The following is a 17,220-nucleotide window of genomic DNA, read 5'->3' on the forward strand; positions in this document are numbered from 1 at the left end:
GCTCCCTAAAATTAGCCTAGGTAGCTAAACCCACCTTGACGATAATAATCATGCAGATCGGTCATCGATTCAAAGGCATGATTCGCAATCGACAATTCAGATCTTGGTGGGAAACTCTCCGGCACAACAGCCACCGACATCGAAGCTGCTTTACCGGCAATCGTTCCATTGACAGAGTCTTCGATGATGAGCACTTGCCAAGGATCAGCACCGATCCGTTTCGCGGCTTGTAGGAACACCTCGGGGTGAGGTTTAGATAGTCCAATCTCTGAGCCTGAGGCATAGACAGTAATCGGTAAGTTATGAGTCTTAATCACCGCTTCAATCAATCTAATCGCCGAACTGGAGGCAATCGCCATTGGAACGGCATCGGCTTGAAGCTGGTCGATGAATGCCATTACCCCTTTCATCAACGGCAGTGTCACCAACCGTTTTTCCATCTCCGAAATGACTTGGTCAACCATCTCTTCAACCACTAGGCCTTTCTCTGGGTAGAGACGGTTCATCTTGGTCATGAAATCAAAGGTCGTTGCGCCGGCGTGTTTTTTGAGCTCTTCGATCTCCATATGGATACCAAACTTAGCCAACACCTCCTGTTCCACAAGCTTCCACTGCGGTTCGGAATCGACCAACACGCCATCCATATCGAAAAGAACAAACATAAACACCTCAAATTTTTTCTTGATTATAACTATCAATTAGTCGACTTGGTCATGTATTTGTAGCGATAACCCTATATATTGTCGGAATACCAAAATTAATTGTGCATAAGGAGATATGCAGATGACACGTGAAGTAGTTGTTCTAAGCGCAATGCGTTCACCAATCGGTGCTTTTGGTGGCAGCCTAAGTTCTATGGAGCCAGCAGAGCTAGCGGGCACTGTTATGAAAGAGGCGGTTGCACGTTCTAAAGCGGATCCCGAGAAGATCCACTACGTGACGGTTGGTAACTGTATTCCAACAGAATCACGCTACCCCTACGTTGCACGTGTTGCCTCTATCCAGGCAGGTCTACCTATGAACTCAGTTGCGATGGCTGTTAACCGCCTATGTGCTTCAGGCCTTCAAGCGGTGGTATCCAGTGCTCAACAGATCGAGCTAGGTCAATGCGACTATGCTGTTGGCGGTGGTGTCGAGGTGATGTCACGCGGTACTTACATGGCACCTGCTATGCGTACCGGTGCTCGCATGGGTGATACTGGCATGATTGACGCGATGGTGTCCGTTCTGACCGATCCATTTGGCGCTGGTCACATGGGGATCACGGCTGAAAACTTGGCGGAAAAATGGAACATCTCTCGTGAAGAGCAAGATGCGTTCGCGGCAGAGTCACAACGTCGTGCTGAAGTAGCGATTAATGAAGGTCGATTCAAAGATCAGATCGTTCCAATCACACTGAAGTCTCGCAAAGGCGAAACTGTGTTTGATACGGACGAACACCCTAAACCAGGTACGACCGCAGAAAAACTGAGCGGCATGCGTCCTGCATTTAAGAAAGACGGTACTGTTACAGCAGGTAATGCTTCAGGCATCAATGACGGTGCAGCCTTCCTTGTGCTTGCAGATGCTGAAACCGCTAAAGCAAACGGTGAGACACCTATCGCTAAGATCGTCTCTTACGCGGTTGCCGGTGTACCTAACCACATCATGGGTGAAGGCCCTATCCCATCATCAAAAGCCGCACTAGAGAGTGCCGGCCTAACCATTGATGATATGGATGTGATCGAATCTAACGAAGCCTTTGCCGCTCAAGCGATTGCAGTCTCTAAAGGTCTAGGTCTTCCTGCAGACAAAACCAATCCGAACGGTGGCGCTATTGCATTAGGCCACCCTGTTGGCTGTTCCGGTGCTTTCATCGCGACTAAGGCGATTCACGAGCTGCAACGTACTGGTGGCAAATACGCGCTAGTAACCATGTGTATCGGTGGTGGTCAGGGTATCGCTGTCATCTTCGAACGAATCTAATCGTTGGAACATTAAAAAAAACCGGCAGTAGCCGGTTTTTTTTGGGGCAATTTTTAAACTTTGTACTACTGTTAAGATATCTAAACCAAAAGGAAATCTTATGAGACTGTTACTTGCCCTGCTTCTACCTTGGCTGCAATTTTTTACCATCGGTCGCCCTATAGCGGGAATCTTCTGTTTAATACTTCAGCTTACATTGATTGGCTGGATCCCAGCTGCCATCTGGTCAGTCTACGCACTTAGCCAATATAAGACTGACAAAAAAATCAAACAGGCAATCACTGCCTCTGAGTAATTAAATCCAAGTGTCTGCCGCTAGCGTAATGAGTATACCTATAACTAAATCACTCTATATAATGAGGTAATAACATGGTTCAAATTACGCGACGCGGAGATATTTTACATACCTATGGAGATGTTCCTGCTGCTGGGAGCGACTGTCCAGATTTTACACTCACAGCTGCCGACCTGTCTGAGTTCTCTCTGTCTGACCTCGCAGGCAAAACGGTTGTTTTGAACATCTTTCCGAGTATCGATACTCCAACCTGTGCCACCTCAGTCCGCACGTTCAATGAGCAGTTGGCGAGTCATGATGGCGTTGAGGTGATTAATGTCTCAGCAGACCTACCGTTTGCACAAGCACGTTTCTGTGGTGCCGAAGGTCTAGAGAGGGTCAGTAATGCATCCACCTTCCGTAACCCAGAGTTTGGTAAAAGCTTTGGCGTCGAAATCATCGATTCAGGTATGCGTGGGCTTCTGGCTAGAGCCATTGTGGTGATTCGTGATGGCAAAGTACTGCATTCAGAACTGGTTCCAGAGATTGCGCAACAGCCTAACTACGATGCCGCTCTAAACGCTGCAACAGCCTAACCTCAATAACGGTGCCAGAGTCCATTCTGGCACCGAATCGTTTTTCTTTTTTCGAATACCTAATTCCCCTTTTCGAGTTCACTCGTCCGCACTAACTTGTTAATCTTCTGTACAAATTGACTCATTTTTAAGGATTTTTCATGAGCAAACTTGAGATGCTACGCAATAACCCAATCGGTTTGGGTTGTATGAACATGTCACACGCCTACAACACCCCGGTATCAGATGACGAGGCGATCAAAGGGTTTCGTGAAGCCTTTGAGATGGGCTACCGCCATTTTGATACGGCGACCTTATACGGTGGCGGCAAAAATGAGAAAGTTGTTGGCGAAGCGCTCAAGTCGGTCCGCGATGAGATCTTTTTGGCATCAAAATGTGTTCTCTACATCGACCCTGAAAAAGGTAAAGCACTAGACGGCCGCCCTGAAACCATCAAAGCACAGTGTGAAGCCAGCTTAAAACGCCTTCAAACAGATCAAATCGACCTCTACTACCTGCACCGTCGTGACTTTGACGTTCCAATTGAAGAGAGTGCAGGCGCCATGGCTGACCTTATCAAAGAGGGTAAAATTGCGAGCTACGGTCTTTCAGAAATGTCAGCTGACACCTTGCGAGCCGCCCATAAAGAGTGCCCCGTTGCCGCTATCCAAACTGAGTATTCACTTTGGACTCGCAACCCAGAGATCGCGGTTCTCGACGCCTGCCGTGAACTAGACGTTACCTTCGTCGCCTTCAGCCCACTGGCACGTGGCTTTTTAAGTCTCACAATCGACAACTTGGACGAACTGGCTGAAAAAGACATTCGCCGTGCCATGCCACGCTTCTACCCAGAGAACTTTGAACAGAACAGAGCGCTACTGAGTGACTATGTTGCCATTGCTGAGCGTGCTGGCTGTACCCCAGCGCAATTAGCGCTGGCCTGGATCCGTGCAAAGGATCCCTCGATTGTTTCGATTCCAGGCACTCGCTTTGTCGAGCACATGCGTGACAACCTAGGCGCAGCCGATGTCACACTGAGTAGCGACATTGTTAATGAGTTAGAACAACTCATTAACCGCGATACCGTGGCCGGTGAGCGCTATAGTGCCGGTCAACAAACTGAGATCGACACCGAAGAGTTTGCTTAATCATGCGTAGCATTACCTCGATAGAGGGGAATACACAGAAGCTGGATGGCGGTTCAATGTTTGGTAATGCGCCTCGCGCGTTATGGCAACGCTGGATAGAGCCTGATGAGCTTAACCGTATTCCCTTAGCCTGCCGCGCCATGCTGGTTCAGGAGAGCAGCCCAAAACGTAACATCTTGGTTGAGACTGGCGTTGGCGCATTCTTCAGCCCCGAGATGAAAGATCGCTATGGTATTCAAGAGCAAGAGCACTGCCTGATCAAAAATCTTCAGGCTGCAGGTGTCTCCCACGAAGAGATCGACATTGTTCTATTGACCCACCTCCATTTTGACCACGCAGGCGGGCTACTGTCTGAGTGGCAAGAGGGTGAGGATCCTTACCTGCTCTTCCCAAATGCGAAATACTTAGTCGGTGAAGTCCAATGGCAGCGCGCAAACGACCCTCATGCTCGTGATCGCGCCTCTTACATACCTATGTTGATCAAACTGCTGGAGGAGTCAGGTCGATTAGAGATCATTCCTGAGGGCCAACAGTCAGCAACACTGGGAGATGGCTGGACACTGCATGAGAGCTCAGGGCATACACCCGGCCAAATACTGCCAGAAGTCGAGATGCCAGAGGGACCGGTCGTTTACCCTGGGGATCTTATTCCCGGCAGCGCCTGGGTTCATCTCCCCATCACCATGGGCTATGACCGTTTTCCAGAGCAGTTGATTGATGAAAAACGACAACTGCTTGAAGGGCTGGAGAGTCGGGGTGGACGATTACTCTTTGTACACGACCCGTTTGTAGCGATGGGCCGTGTGACCAAGGATACTAAAGGCAAGTACTCGGTTGAACAGACCAGTAAACAGGTTAGCGCTCTCAGTAACTGAGGGCCTAACTATTTAGAGGCACGCCATTGATGCAGTTTTTGATAGCTCTGTATCAGTCGTTGATGGCGCTCTAATCCAGTCAATTCCATACCGACTGGCTCGAGACCATAGAAACGAATTGTTCCATTCACCGAGCCAACCACAGCCTCAATCCGATCTTTACCAAACATGCGGGTAAAGTTGTTGAGATAGTGCTCAAGGGCCATATCTGAATCTAACTCCACCTCAATGACAGCATCCATTGCACGATAGAACAGCGCGCGATCTAGGGTGTTATCGTTGTACTGCAAGAAGGCCTCAACCAACTCTTTAGCCTGAGGTAACTGACCCAGTGCTAGGTGAATCAGCAGTTTTAGTTCAAGAATGGTGAGCTGCCCCCAGACGCTGTTCTCATCAAACTCAATGCCGATCAACGTGCGGATATCAGTGTAGTTATCCAGCTCGCTCTCTTCTAGACGAACCAGCAACTCCTCTAGGTCTTCATCACACAACTCGTGCAGACAGAGAATCGCCTCGCGAAACTCCAGTGATTTATTGGTGTTATCCCAAATCAGATCTTCAACGGGATAGACCTCAGAGTAATCTGGAACCAGTATTCGAACCGCCGGTACACCCAGGTCATCATAGTTCGCTTGATAGGACTCTTTACCCATCGACTCCAGAATACCAAACAGCCTGTCAGCCTCCTCTCTGTTGGTACCTGAGAAATCCCAATCCACAAATTCGTAATCAAAGGCGTCACTGAAGAAGCGCCAGCTCACAACACCACTGGAGTCGATGAAGTGCTCAACAAAGTTATTCGGTTCAGTCAGCTCATGTGAGTTAAAGGTCGGTGGTGGCAGGTCGTTTAACCCTTCAAAGCTGCGGCCCTGCAGCAATTCAGTCAGGCTTCTTTCAATAGCGACATGCAGACTGGGGTGGGCACCGAACGAGGCAAACACACCGCCCGTTTTAGGGTTCATTAGCGTGACACAGGCGACTGGGAACTGACCGCCCAACGAGGCATCTTTAACCAAAACAGGAAAGCCCTGCTCTTCTAGCGCCTTGATGCCCTCCACAATACCCGGCCAGCGTTCAAGCACCAGCGAGGGCACATCGGGAAGCGCAATCTCCTGCTCAAGAATCTGACGTTTAACCGCACGTTCAAAGATCTCAGAAAGACACTGAACCTGAGCCTCTTCAAGGGTATTGCCGGCACTCATACCGTTACTCAAAAAGAGGTTTTCAATCAGGTTCGATGGGAAGTAGATCGTTTCACCATCCGATCGACGCTGGAATGGTAGAGCGCAGATCCCCCTATCCTCATTACCAGAGTTGGTATCGATTAAGTTAGAGCCACTTAAATCCTGATCAGGGTCGTAGATCTCAAGAGTGTACTCATCCAATAACCCCTCTGGGATATCATCCTCTTCTGTCAGTTCAAACCAGCATTCATCTGGGCGGTGGACAAACTCTGATTCAGCCAACTCTTGGCCAAAATACTGATCGTTGTAGAAAAAGTTACAGGAGAGTCGCTCTAAAAACTCACCCAAAGCAGAGGCCAGTGCCGCCTCTTTTGTGGCCCCTTTACCGTTGGTAAAACACATGGGAGAGGCCGCATCACGAATGTGCAGTGACCAGACATTGGGGACAATGTTGCGCCAGGAGGCTACCTCTATTTTCATCCCCAGATCAGCAAGAATTTGTGTCATCTTTGCGATGGTCTGTTCAAGTGGCGCGTCTTTACCTTCAATGAAGGTTTCACTGTCGGTAGCAATCGCTAGTAGAGCTTGGGCATCCTCATCAAGACTGTCGACGACCTCTATCTGGAACTCAGGACCCTCTTGCACGACTTTTTTCACGGTACAACGTTCAATGGAGCGAAGGATACCGGTGCGATCTTTATCACTGAGATCTTCTGGCAACTCAACACTGATTTTGAAGATCTGTTTGTAGCGGTTCTCAGGATCGACAATGTTGTTCTGAGCAAGACGGATATTATCGGTAGAGATGCCTCGCGCTTCGCAGTAGACCTTTACGAAATAGGCAGCACACAGCGCTGATGAAGCCAAAAAGTAGTCAAATGGACCGGGAGCTGAGCCATCGCCTTTGTAGCGAACGGGCTGATCGGCGATCACGGTGAAGTCGTCAAACTTCGCTTCTAGGCGTAAGTTATCGAGGTAGTTAACTTGAATTTCCATGATCGACCAATCCTTGTCGTTGAGTCTGTTTTAAAGGCCTTACTTTGCCGGTATCGAATAGGTTGCTGTAACGTGCGCCACCATCGAATCTTCATCACCCGAGTAGATGTAACACTCACCAACCCCGTTTCTTCGACCAACGCGAAGTACACGTGCACGTGCCAACATATCAACGGGCTTAGGCTTACTTAAGAAGTTGATGTTTAGGTTACCGGTCACGGTCATCGGCGATGGGCCAATCTTAGTTTGCAACGCAGACCAGATGGCCACATCCGCCATCCCCATCATGGTTGGACCTGAGACCGTACCACCTGGACGCAAATGACTATCTTCAACCGTTAATCGCATCAATACCCAACCATCTCCCGCCTCTTCAACGGCACCAAAGCCTTCACCTTGCGGAAAGTGGTTTGTTAAAAAATCATTCAGCTCTTGAACCGTTTGTAACACGTCTAAACCCTCTTACACTCTGGCTTTATCGTAGTAGTTTTGCAGAATCAGATAGAGTGAGTGTGCATCCTGACTGCCGCATAACTCACGAATTGAGTGCATACCAAATTGCGGGCAGCCGATATCCACAGTACGAATACCGACTTCCGATGCGGTAATCGGACCAATCGTGCTACCACACCCCATATCAGATCGAACCACAAAGCTCTGTACTGGCACATTTACATCCTGCGCAATGGCGCGGAAGGTTGCACTGGTTTCACTGTTGGTGGCGTAGCGCTGATTAGAGTTAATTTTGATGACCGGTCCTGCATTAATCAGCGGACCATGATTCTCGTCATGTTTATCGGCATAGTTGGGGTGCACAGCGTGGGCATTATCGGCGGAGATCATCATGGAGTGGCTAATCACACGGTTACGCTCTTCGTTGTTCGGCAAGAGTCGCTCTAGCCACTGGGCCAACATTGGGCCTTGAGCACCACAGGCACTCGCACTGCCTACCTCTTCGTGGTCGGTACAGACCAAAACAGCGGCCTGCTGACCATCACTGTCGAGTAGAGACTGCAAACCGATGAAACAGCTCAACAGATTATCCAAGCGAGCTGAGGCGATAAACTCTCTGTTCAATCCCACCATTGCAGGCGTTTGAACATCGTAGAAAGAGAGTTCGTAATCTAGAACCTCCTGGACCTCTGTCACCCCCTGTTCAAGCAATTTAGATTTCAATAAGGCTCTGAAATCATGCTTCTGTTCCGCCTGGCCTAGCAGTACAGGGAGGTGAAGTTGTGGGTTAACCGTTCGATCTTTATTGGCCTCGCGGTCTAGGTGAATCGCAAGACTTGGAATCGTCGCGATCGCCTCTTTAAAATCGATTAGCGAGCTGTCTAAAGAGCCATCGGTTTGGCGATAGGTCACTCGACCAGCCAATGACAAGTCGCGATCAAACCAGGGGTTCAACAGCGCACCGCCATAGACTTCAACGCCAAGCTGCAGATAGTTTTGTCGGTATAGCTCTGGCGTCGGCTTGACGCGAAGACAGGGTGAGTCGGTATGAGCGCCCACCATTCTAAAGCCTGCATCAAAGTTGCCGGTATGACGCCAAGCGATGATCGATGAACCGTTACGACGAATAAAGTAACTCTCGCCAGTGACAGGATTCCAGGCTTCGTGTTCCAACAGCTCTTTGAAGCCAGCATGACTTAAGCGATCTGCCATCTGCTGCGTGGCATGAAAAGGGGTTGGACTATCTGCTAAAAAGGTCAGTAGATCTTGGTTAAAACGCTCTTGTTCCATTACTGTTTCTCCGCACCCTTCTCGAGTACTTCTATTAACCTAACATCAAATATCAAAGCTGAATTGGGTGGAATTTCACGACTGGGACTGCGCGCGCCGTAGGCCAAGTCAGCAGGAATGTAGAGCTCATACTGAGCCCCCTCTTTCATTAACCCCAAGCCTTCTCGCCAACCTTTAATCACCTGATTGAGCGGGAATTTGATCGGCTTTCCGGCTTCGGTCTTATCGAAGACACCGCCATCGACACGGCGACCTTCATATTCAACCAGTACAACACTGTCGTACTCTGGCTGCTTGCCCTGTCCTTCGGAAATGACACGGTACTGCAGTCCCGACTTACGAACAATCACACCCGGCTTTTGACGATTTTCAGCTAGGAAAGCCTCCCCTGCTTTGCGAGTATCGTCATTCAGTGCCTTCTCTATTAGCTCTTTTCGAAACGCCTCTTTATCTTCGATCTCGTCACGGTCAGAGGCGCTATCACAACCGGCCAACATCAAAGAAAAAATCGCTAAACCCGCAATTCGCAAAACCACCGCAACCACTCCCGCGTAGTAAAAGAAAGTTATTTTACATCATGAGGAGAGCTGGCCTAAACTGCTCTCTATTAGATTTTTACTTTTATTGCGATTTTGGAGTGTTGGGATGCGAGCTTTACAGCTCTTTTTGGTTTTATCATTATCGATAGCGACAGGAGCACAGGCCTCTCTTAAGCCTGAAGCCGTCCACTCGAATGCCATTCAGTCGCTGGTCGCGGGATTGGAATCTCACCACTACCGTGAACAGGCCGTCGACGATGAACTCTCCGAAAAACTCTTCAATAACTTCTTTGAGACTATCGACCCAACCAAAAGCTACCTACTGCAGAGCGATATCGACTCTTTAGCTCACTTCAAGCGCACTCTGGACGACGACATGCGCTCCGGCAATCTAACCTTTGCATTTGCCGCCTACGAACGCTTTTTGACCCGTTTTCAGGAGCGCACAGAGCAGATGATCGACGCTCTAAAATCGGACCAAACATTTGATTTCACTCTAGACGACAGACTTCCGATCAGTCGTGAAGAGAAACCTTGGTTTCAATCGAAAGGCGAACAGGATCAATACTGGTCACTGCGTCTTAAAAGCGCCGTGTTAAATCTAAAACTTTCTGACAAGAGTGTTTCTGAAGCTAAAGAGACACTGATCAAACGTTACGAATCGCAACTTAATCGTGCACTGCAGACCAATAGCGAAGATATTTTTCAATCATATGCTAATGCCTTGGCACGTCTTTACGACCCGCATACCGCCTATTTTTCACCCGCGACCTCAGAGAACTTTGAGATCAACATGAGTCTATCACTTGAAGGGATCGGCGCTGTCCTGCAGAGCGAAGATGAATTCACCAAGATCGTAAGTCTTGTACCGGCGGGCCCGGCCGATAAGAGCGGCCAGCTGAAACCTGCCGACCTGATCGTGGGTGTCGGACAAGACATGGATGGAGAGATCGAAGATGTGGTGGGTATGCGCTTGGATGATGTCGTTGACAGGATCCGTGGACCTAAAGGATCCATCGTACGCTTAGAGATCATCCCATCCACTTCGGCTGACAAGAGCACACGCAAGATCGTCAAATTAGAGCGACAGCGTGTAAAGCTTGAAGAGCAAGCGGCCAAGTCTCGGATCATGGAGGTTGAGCGTGACGGCAACATCTATAAAGTTGGCATCATCGACATCCCAACCTTCTACATCGATTTTGCTGCCCTTAGAAAAGGGGACAAGGATTACCGCAGCACGACTCGTGATGTAGCGGTACTGATTGAAGACCTCAAGCAACAGGGCGTTGATGCTCTGGTTGTTGATCTACGCGAAAACGGAGGTGGCTCACTGCGAGAGGCCAATGAACTGGTGGGTCTATTTATTAGCCGTGGTCCAACCGTGCAGATTCGTGATCTTGAAGGTCGGGTCGATGTGCTGGGCGACTACAACCCAGAGACCACTTGGACTGGACCCTTGACCGTTGTGATTGATCGACTCAGTGCATCGGCTTCGGAGATCTTCGCCGGTGCCATACAAGATTACCGCCGAGGGCTGGTCGTTGGCAGTCGCACATTCGGTAAAGGGACTGTGCAGACTCTTCAACCACTGCGTCATGGGCAGCTAAAATTCACAACCGCAAAGTTCTATCGTATCTCTGGTGAGAGTACTCAGCACCAAGGGGTAGCTCCAGATATCGAGTTTCCATCGATGTTTGATCAGAGCGAAATCGGTGAAAGCGCTCTCGACTTTGCCCTACCTTGGGACAAAGTAAGGCCTGTTCGTTATGGCAGCTACTCATCACTCGATCGTTGGGTTCCTGAGCTGCAAAACCGCCATACTCAAAGAACGCAAACTGATCCTGATTTTCAGCACATGCGTGACACCATCGCCTTGATCAATGAGCAGAAATCGATGCAGTGGCTACCGCTTAATGAGGAGCAGTTAAAGTCCCAACGCGATCAGATGGAGCAGGCTCAAATCGATCTAGAGAATCAGCGTCGCATGGCAAAGGGTGAACAACCTATTAAGACGCTTGATGAGCTACTGACAGAGACAGCACCCGGTGAAGAGATCACTGATCCCGACAGTGAAGCCGTGCTTCGCGAAGCCAGTGAGCTGAGCATCGATATGATCGAGATGTTCTTCCAAGAGGATCAGTCTCGTTTGGCGGGTTGATAGCGGAATGTGAGATACGATTCGCTAAGCGAATCTTTCGCGGCTTGCCCTTCGGGCAATTCGCTCCTACAGTAGGACTTCGGAAAAAATTATCTACGTAGCTCGACTGTAGGAGCGAATTGGAGCGCAGCGACAAAACGCGATCAAACCGCTCTAGCGATTTGTAATTCTTTCCCCTTCTTCTCGAGACTATTCCCAACCGCTGTCCACTGCTCAAAAAAACACCAATTCCGCTTTGCACACCGCTGACACTCCTGTATAATTTTGCCCTCTTTATAACTCCGTCAGCTTGCATCCATCAGCTTAGCAAGTCATCGGAGATGACGATGAACCGACCCTATGAAGCTGATGTCATAGGCTAGTGTGCCATCCCCTGGCACCCAAAATAGGACACTTTCATGAGCGAAAGCTTTGCTGAACTGTTTGAAGAATCCCTCCAAGAACTTGCGATGACTCCAGGTACCCTAGTAACTGGTACTGTTGTTGATATCGATGCTGATTGGGTAACTGTTAACGCTGGTCTTAAGTCTGAAGCGGTTATTCCACGCTCTCAGTTCCTTAACGATGCGAACGAACTTGAAATCAACATTGGTGATGACGTTAAAGTTGCACTAGAAGCTGTAGAAGATGGTTTCGGTGAAACTAAACTTTCTCGCGAGAAAGCGAAACGTGCAGAAGCATGGGAAGTTCTTCAGACTAAGTTTGAAGCGGAAGAGATCGTAAAAGGTTACATCTCTGGCAAAGTTAAAGGTGGTTTCACTGTAAACGTCAACAACATCCAAGGCTTCCTACCAGGTTCATTGGTAGACGTTCGCCCAGTACGTGACGTTGATCACCTAGAAGGCAAAGAACTTGAATTCAAACTGATCAAACTTGATCAGAAGCGTAACAACGTTGTTGTTTCTCGCCGCGCAGTGCTTCAAGAAGCTAACAGCGCACAGCGTGATGAGATCCTTGCTGATCTTGAAGAAGGCCAAGCAGTTAAAGGTTACGTTAAGAACCTTACTAACTACGGTGCGTTCATCGACCTTGGCGGCGTTGACGGTCTTCTACACATCACTGACATGGCGTGGAAACGTATCTCTCACCCAAGCGAAATGCTAACTCCAGGTGATGAGATCGACGTTAAGATCATCAAATTCGACAAAGAGAGCGGTCGTATCTCTCTAGGTCTTAAGCAGCTATCTGAAGATCCATGGGAAGCGATCAAGAACCGTTACCCAGCAGGTACTCGTGTATCAGGTAAGGTTACTAACCTAACTGATTACGGCTGTTTCGCATCTCTAGAAGATGGCGTAGAAGGTCTAGTACACGTTTCTGAAATGTCTTGGACTAACAAAAACATCCACCCATCTAAAATCGTTCAGGTTGGTGATGCTGTAGAAGTTATGGTTCTAGACGTTGATGAAGAGCGTCGTCGTATCTCATTGGGTATCAAACAGTGTACAACTAACCCATGGGCTGCATTCTCTGAGCAGTACGCTGCTGGCGATAAAGTATCTGGCACAATCAAGACGATCACTGACTTCGGTATCTTCGTTGGTCTAGACAACGATCTAGACGGCCTAGTACACATGTCAGACATCACTTGGGAAGCTGATGCTGAAGCTGCACTTCGCGACTACAAGAAAGGCGACGAAGTTGAAGCAGTTATCCTGTCTATTGACGCAGAGAAAGAGCGTATCTCTCTTGGCGTTAAACAGCTAGAAAGCGATCCATTCTCTGAGTTCCTAGCGGGCCACGAGAAAGGCGCAATCGTTACTGGTACTGTTACAGCAGTTGAGCCACGTGCTGCTACTGTTGAACTTGCTGAAGGTATCGAAGCTGTTCTTAAAGCATCTGACATCGCTGCAGAGCGCATCGAAGACGCTACAACTGCTCTAAACGTTGGCGACAGCGTTGAAGGTAAGATTGTAGGTGTTGATCGTCGCAACCGCGTTATCACCTTCTCTATCCGTGCGAAAGATCAAGCTGAAGAGAAAGCTGCTCTTAAAGCCGTACAGAACGCTGAAGTTGAAACTGCTGGTCCAACGACTATCGGTGACCTTATCAAGCAGCAGATGGGTCAGTAATCCTAAGATTACCGACACACTGAGAAAGAGCGCTTCGGCGCTCTTTTTTTTGGCTATTTGATTGCTATATTGAACCTCAAATTGACAATCTTTAGACTGGTAAAAAATCTAAAAATCGGGGCTCTAGATTGAAACGAATCAAAACTCTTCATTCCGATCTAACATTTAGCGAACTGGCTTATGGTGTCTGGAGACTCGCAGAGTCCAAGCCAACCACTTCAAGTACCGAAGCCAAAATCCAAGCCTGTTTGGATCAGGGAATAACGACCTTTGACCATGCAGATATCTACGGTGACTATCAGTGTGAGCAACTCTTTGGCGACGCGCTGAAAGCCAATCCATCCCTAAGAGGCCAGATGGAGCTGATTAGCAAATGTGATATCGCTCTGATCTCTGATCACTACCCAGATCGACGAGTTAAGTATTACGACACCTCCCGTGAATATCTATTTCAGCAGGTCAAACAGAGTCTGAAAAACTTACAGACTGACTACCTAGACACCCTCTTAATTCATAGACCCGATCCTTTGATGGATGCCGAAGAGACCGGAGAGGCACTGGACGATCTCATTAAAGAAGGCTTGGTCAGAACCGTAGGGGTCTCTAACTTTTCAGTGTGGCAGTGGAAACTACTGCAGTCGAAAATGACGAATCGACTGATCACCAATCAAATTGAGATCAATCTCTTTGAACAGAGTTCACTCTGGGATGGAACGCTGGAAGCGATGCAACTCGATCAGCTACTGCCGATGGCCTGGTCACCACTGGCTGGCGGCCAACTGTTTAACCAACCACTAAATTCAGAGCTTGAGGGCTTACTAAACAGAATCGAGCAGAGCCAACAGTGCCAGCGTGAACATATCGCACTGGCCTGGTTAAGAGTGCACCCTGCCAATATTCTTCCTGTTGTTGGCACAAACAATCTAGATCGAATAAAGGCGCTGCATCAGGTCAATCATGTTGAGCTTGATCGAGAGACCTGGTTTGAGCTTCTGACCGCAGCAAAAGGATCTGAAGTGCCATAAAAAAAACCGGCGTTAGATACACCGGCAAGACTAATTGGCTAAAAAGAGCTTGTGTCTTTAAAGGAACATCAGAAGTTATCAGGTTTGATGAGAAGTCTTGCAACCGAGTCACGCCAACCAGCATAACGCTCATTGGCATCATCAACGGTCATAAGCGGCTCAAAATGGTGATTCAGTGCCCAGGTTTTTGCAAAACCCTCTTGGTCAGGATAAAAACCAACATGCATACCTGCCAGCCAAGCGGCACCTAACGCCGTTGTCTCAATAATTTCGGGTCGATCGACAGGAGCTTGCAAAATATCCGAAAGGGATTGAGCCATCCAGTCGTTAGCAACCATCCCCCCGTCGATTCGCAAAACTGACTCAACATTTGTTCCACCAGAACTTAGCCAGTCTGATCGCATGGCGTCGGATAGGTCGCGAGTTTGGTAGGCAACCGATCGAAGCGCGGCTCTAGCCAGATCAGCAAAGCCAGTATCACGAGTAAGACCAAAAATGGCGCCACGACACTCCGTATCCCAATACGGTGCTCCAAGCCCCGTAAAAGCAGGAACAAGATAGACACGATTCTCTGGCTTAGCCTCGCTTGCAAGTGCTTCAGTATCTTTAGCATCGCGAATGATCTTCAAACCATCGCGCAACCACTGGACGACTGCACCAGCAATGAATATAGAGCCCTCTAGAGCATAGGTTGGCTTTCCATCAAGCTGATAAGCAATAGTACTGAGAAGACGGTGTTCGGACTTAACACAATGCTCCCCTGTATTAAGGAGAGCAAAACATCCGGTGCCATAGGTAGATTTAAGCATACCTGGTTTAAAACACGCTTGGCCTATCGCTGCAGCTTGTTGATCACCCGCAACGCCACAAATCGGAATGGCGTTTCCACCAAACAGATCTTCGCGCGTTTTACCAAAATCATCTGCACAGTTTTTAACCTCTGGCAGCATGCATGAAGGTATATTTAGAAGAGACAATAGCTCTTCATCCCAAATGCCTTGATGGATATTGTAGATCAATGTTCTGGACGCATTAGTAGCGTCAGTGGCATGAACTACACCACCCGTTAGCCGCCAAATGAGATAACAATCCACTGTACCAAACAACAATTCACCGGATTCCGCCGAGGCGCGAGCACCCTCAACATTATCCAATATCCAAGCGAGTTTTGTGCCAGAAAAATAGGGATCAAGTAATAGCCCTGTTTTCTCTATAAAAGTCTGCTCATAGCCTTTTGACTTCAACTCGTTGCAAAAATCACCCGTTCTTCTATCTTGCCAAACAATCGCGTTATAGATTGCTTTGCCTGTCTGTTTATTCCAAACAACGACTGTTTCACGCTGATTTGTTATGCCAATCGCTCTTATACTGGAGCTATCTATACCACCCATCTCAATGGCTTGACGACACACTCCGGCAGTCGTGGACCATATCTCTTCAGGATCATGCTCTACCCACCCTGATTTAGGGAAATACTGAGTAAATTCCTGCTGACCAGTAGAAACAATTTTAAGATCTTTATTAAATAAAATTGCTCTTGAGGATGTGGTTCCTTGGTCTATTGAGAGAACGTAATTTTCCACTAGACTTTCCTAAAAACGAATACAGCCCATATTATTGATAGAGTTAAACCACCCCACAAAGGTGTACCCATCAATCCCAACCAACCAAGCATAATAAACACTGTACCCAAGATCGAGATAAACAGACGGTCACCTCGGGTGGTTGTAATGCCAAATACACCTGTGCGCTCAGCTCCCCCAGGATATTTCACTTCTAGGAATGCCAGAACACCAATGCAAGAGAAGATAAAAACAAATACCAGAGCCGTTGGTAACGTCCAAGCCATCCAACTAAACATTACACCCTCCCCATAGCGAAACCTTTCGCTATATGATTTCTAACGAAGTAGACCACAATCGCCCCTGGGATAATGGTCAAACACCCAGCTGCCGCCAACAGACCTAGCTCATATCCAGCACTCGATGCAGTTTTGGTCATTGTTGCTGCGATCGGCTTAGCATCGATAGAGGTTAACGTTTTTGCTAACAACAGTTCGACCCAAGAAAACATGAAACAGAAGAAGGCTGCTACTCCAATACCTGCTTTGATATTTGGCATGAAAATTGTCACAAAGAATCGCGGGAAAGAGTATCCATCAACATAAGCAGTTTCATCTAGCTCTTTAGGGATACTTTTCATGAAACCCTCCAAGATCCACACAGCAAGCGGGATATTGAAAAGACAGTGGGCTAAAGCCACAGCAATATGAGTATCAAATAAACCAACGGCTGAGTACAACTGAAAGAATGGCAAGGCAAATACTGCCGGCGGTGCCATTCGGTTAGTCAGCAACCAAAAGAATAGATGTTTATCACCCATGAAACGGTAGCGGCTAAAAGCATAGGCCGCTGGCAGTGCAACACAGAGTGAAATCACTGTATTTATGAGCACATAAGTTGTCGAGTTTATGTAGCCCCAATACCAAGTTGGATCATTGAAAATGACTGCGTAGTTTTCCAAAGTCCACTCTTGCGGAAAAAAGGAGAAGCCACTCAGAATCTCATTGGTTGTTTTAAAGCTCATTGATAGCAACCAGTAAATTGGCAACATCAAAAAGATAATATAAAAAATTGGAGCTAAGCTTTTAAGTTTCATAACGCCCC

Annotated in this window: 16 protein-coding genes; 8 read left to right on the forward strand and 8 right to left on the reverse strand. The window is 48.1% G+C overall.

The window, feature by feature from the left end; genetic code table 11:
* Positions 1-11: 11 nt before the first annotated feature.
* Positions 12-662, reverse strand: a complete 651-nt coding sequence (locus XMG48_RS06905; protein ID WP_173481335.1) for an HAD family phosphatase — start codon at positions 660-662, stop codon at positions 12-14.
* Between the two features lie 121 nt (positions 663-783).
* On the opposite strand from XMG48_RS06905, the gene XMG48_RS06910 reads away from it, so the two are divergent.
* The 5 genes from XMG48_RS06910 to XMG48_RS06930 all read left to right on the forward strand — a co-directional run bounded on the left by XMG48_RS06910 (position 784) and on the right by XMG48_RS06930 (position 4,837).
* Positions 784-1,965, forward strand: a complete 1,182-nt coding sequence (locus XMG48_RS06910) for an acetyl-CoA C-acyltransferase family protein (protein WP_173481336.1) — start codon at positions 784-786, stop codon at positions 1,963-1,965.
* Positions 1,966-2,065: 100 nt separating this feature from the next.
* The gene (locus XMG48_RS06915) at positions 2,066-2,260 is read left to right on the forward strand and encodes a YqaE/Pmp3 family membrane protein (protein WP_173481337.1); all 195 of its coding nucleotides are present in this window, start codon (positions 2,066-2,068) and stop codon (positions 2,258-2,260) included.
* Positions 2,261-2,334: 74 nt separating this feature from the next.
* Positions 2,335-2,835 (forward strand): thiol peroxidase, encoded by a 501-nt coding sequence (tpx, locus tag XMG48_RS06920; RefSeq protein ID WP_173481338.1) that lies wholly within the window; start codon positions 2,335-2,337, stop codon positions 2,833-2,835.
* Between the two features lie 140 nt (positions 2,836-2,975).
* Positions 2,976-3,962, forward strand: coding sequence for an aldo/keto reductase (locus XMG48_RS06925; RefSeq protein ID WP_173481339.1), 987 nt, complete (start codon positions 2,976-2,978; stop codon positions 3,960-3,962).
* A 2-nt stretch (positions 3,963-3,964) separates the two neighbouring features.
* Complete coding sequence (locus tag XMG48_RS06930) at positions 3,965-4,837, forward strand: MBL fold metallo-hydrolase (RefSeq protein WP_173481340.1); 873 nt, start codon at positions 3,965-3,967, stop codon at positions 4,835-4,837.
* An 8-nt stretch (positions 4,838-4,845) separates the two neighbouring features.
* Here the strand turns inward: XMG48_RS06930 and XMG48_RS06935 are convergent, their stop codons facing one another.
* From XMG48_RS06935 to XMG48_RS06950, 4 genes are read right to left on the reverse strand one after another with little or no spacing between them, the layout of a single operon-like run.
* On the reverse strand, positions 4,846-7,017 hold the full coding sequence (locus XMG48_RS06935) for an OsmC domain/YcaO domain-containing protein (RefSeq protein ID WP_173481341.1): 2,172 nt from the start codon (positions 7,015-7,017) through the stop codon (positions 4,846-4,848).
* Positions 7,018-7,056: 39 nt separating this feature from the next.
* A complete protein-coding gene (locus tag XMG48_RS06940) occupies positions 7,057-7,467 on the reverse strand; it encodes a PaaI family thioesterase (RefSeq protein WP_173481342.1) in 411 nt (136 codons plus the stop codon).
* Positions 7,468-7,479: 12 nt separating this feature from the next.
* Positions 7,480-8,760 carry a M18 family aminopeptidase gene (locus tag XMG48_RS06945; RefSeq protein WP_173481343.1) on the reverse strand — a complete coding sequence of 427 codons (1,281 nt, stop codon included), beginning with the start codon at positions 8,758-8,760 and terminating at the stop codon, positions 7,480-7,482.
* Positions 8,760-9,296 carry an FKBP-type peptidyl-prolyl cis-trans isomerase gene (locus XMG48_RS06950; RefSeq protein WP_371731459.1) on the reverse strand — a complete coding sequence of 179 codons (537 nt, stop codon included), beginning with the start codon at positions 9,294-9,296 and terminating at the stop codon, positions 8,760-8,762. Before XMG48_RS06950 ends, XMG48_RS06945 begins: the two co-directional genes overlap by 1 nt.
* 109 nt (positions 9,297-9,405) lie before the next feature.
* Between XMG48_RS06950 and XMG48_RS06955 the strand changes: the two genes are divergently transcribed.
* The 3 genes from XMG48_RS06955 to XMG48_RS06965 all read left to right on the forward strand — a co-directional run bounded on the left by XMG48_RS06955 (position 9,406) and on the right by XMG48_RS06965 (position 14,554).
* Positions 9,406-11,457, forward strand: coding sequence for a carboxy terminal-processing peptidase (locus tag XMG48_RS06955; RefSeq protein WP_173481344.1), 2,052 nt, complete (start codon positions 9,406-9,408; stop codon positions 11,455-11,457).
* A 398-nt stretch (positions 11,458-11,855) separates the two neighbouring features.
* A complete protein-coding gene (gene rpsA, locus XMG48_RS06960) occupies positions 11,856-13,529 on the forward strand; it encodes a 30S ribosomal protein S1 (RefSeq protein WP_173481345.1) in 1,674 nt (557 codons plus the stop codon).
* 128 nt (positions 13,530-13,657) lie between these two features.
* The gene (locus XMG48_RS06965) at positions 13,658-14,554 is read left to right on the forward strand and encodes an aldo/keto reductase family oxidoreductase (protein WP_173481346.1); all 897 of its coding nucleotides are present in this window, start codon (positions 13,658-13,660) and stop codon (positions 14,552-14,554) included.
* 68 nt (positions 14,555-14,622) lie between these two features.
* Here XMG48_RS06965 and glpK read toward each other — a convergent pair whose 3' ends face one another.
* From glpK to XMG48_RS06980, 3 genes are read right to left on the reverse strand one after another with little or no spacing between them, the layout of a single operon-like run.
* The gene (glpK, locus tag XMG48_RS06970) at positions 14,623-16,137 is read right to left on the reverse strand and encodes a glycerol kinase GlpK (protein WP_173481347.1); all 1,515 of its coding nucleotides are present in this window, start codon (positions 16,135-16,137) and stop codon (positions 14,623-14,625) included.
* A complete protein-coding gene (locus XMG48_RS06975) occupies positions 16,137-16,415 on the reverse strand; it encodes a DUF2160 domain-containing protein (RefSeq protein WP_173481348.1) in 279 nt (92 codons plus the stop codon). Before XMG48_RS06975 ends, glpK begins: the two co-directional genes overlap by 1 nt.
* The gene (locus XMG48_RS06980) at positions 16,415-17,212 is read right to left on the reverse strand and encodes a carbohydrate ABC transporter permease (RefSeq protein ID WP_173481349.1); all 798 of its coding nucleotides are present in this window, start codon (positions 17,210-17,212) and stop codon (positions 16,415-16,417) included. Before XMG48_RS06980 ends, XMG48_RS06975 begins: the two co-directional genes overlap by 1 nt.
* Positions 17,213-17,220: the final 8 nt, after the last annotated feature.

The organism is Marinobacterium sp. xm-g-48 (genome assembly GCF_013282925.1).
Lineage (GTDB): Bacteria > Pseudomonadota > Gammaproteobacteria > Pseudomonadales > Balneatricaceae > Marinobacterium_E.

What these genes read in the sequence shown, in the direction of transcription:
- XMG48_RS06980 (WP_173481349.1), bottom strand. Translation starts at nt 17,212, where the DNA reads ATGAAACTTAAAAGCTTAGCTCCAATTTTTTATATTATCTTTTTGATG.
- XMG48_RS06945 (WP_173481343.1), bottom strand. Translation starts at nt 8,760, where the DNA reads ATGGAACAAGAGCGTTTTAACCAAGATCTACTGACCTTTTTAGCAGAT.
- XMG48_RS06915 (WP_173481337.1), top strand. Translation starts at nt 2,066, where the DNA reads ATGAGACTGTTACTTGCCCTGCTTCTACCTTGGCTGCAATTTTTTACC.
- tpx (WP_173481338.1), top strand. Translation starts at nt 2,335, where the DNA reads ATGGTTCAAATTACGCGACGCGGAGATATTTTACATACCTATGGAGAT.
- XMG48_RS06935 (WP_173481341.1), bottom strand. Translation starts at nt 7,017, where the DNA reads ATGGAAATTCAAGTTAACTACCTCGATAACTTACGCCTAGAAGCGAAG.
- XMG48_RS06925 (WP_173481339.1), top strand. Translation starts at nt 2,976, where the DNA reads ATGAGCAAACTTGAGATGCTACGCAATAACCCAATCGGTTTGGGTTGT.
- XMG48_RS06955 (WP_173481344.1), top strand. Translation starts at nt 9,406, where the DNA reads ATGCGAGCTTTACAGCTCTTTTTGGTTTTATCATTATCGATAGCGACA.
- XMG48_RS06905 (WP_173481335.1), bottom strand. Translation starts at nt 662, where the DNA reads ATGTTTGTTCTTTTCGATATGGATGGCGTGTTGGTCGATTCCGAACCG.
- XMG48_RS06930 (WP_173481340.1), top strand. Translation starts at nt 3,965, where the DNA reads ATGCGTAGCATTACCTCGATAGAGGGGAATACACAGAAGCTGGATGGC.
- rpsA (WP_173481345.1), top strand. Translation starts at nt 11,856, where the DNA reads ATGAGCGAAAGCTTTGCTGAACTGTTTGAAGAATCCCTCCAAGAACTT.
- XMG48_RS06975 (WP_173481348.1), bottom strand. Translation starts at nt 16,415, where the DNA reads ATGTTTAGTTGGATGGCTTGGACGTTACCAACGGCTCTGGTATTTGTT.
- XMG48_RS06910 (WP_173481336.1), top strand. Translation starts at nt 784, where the DNA reads ATGACACGTGAAGTAGTTGTTCTAAGCGCAATGCGTTCACCAATCGGT.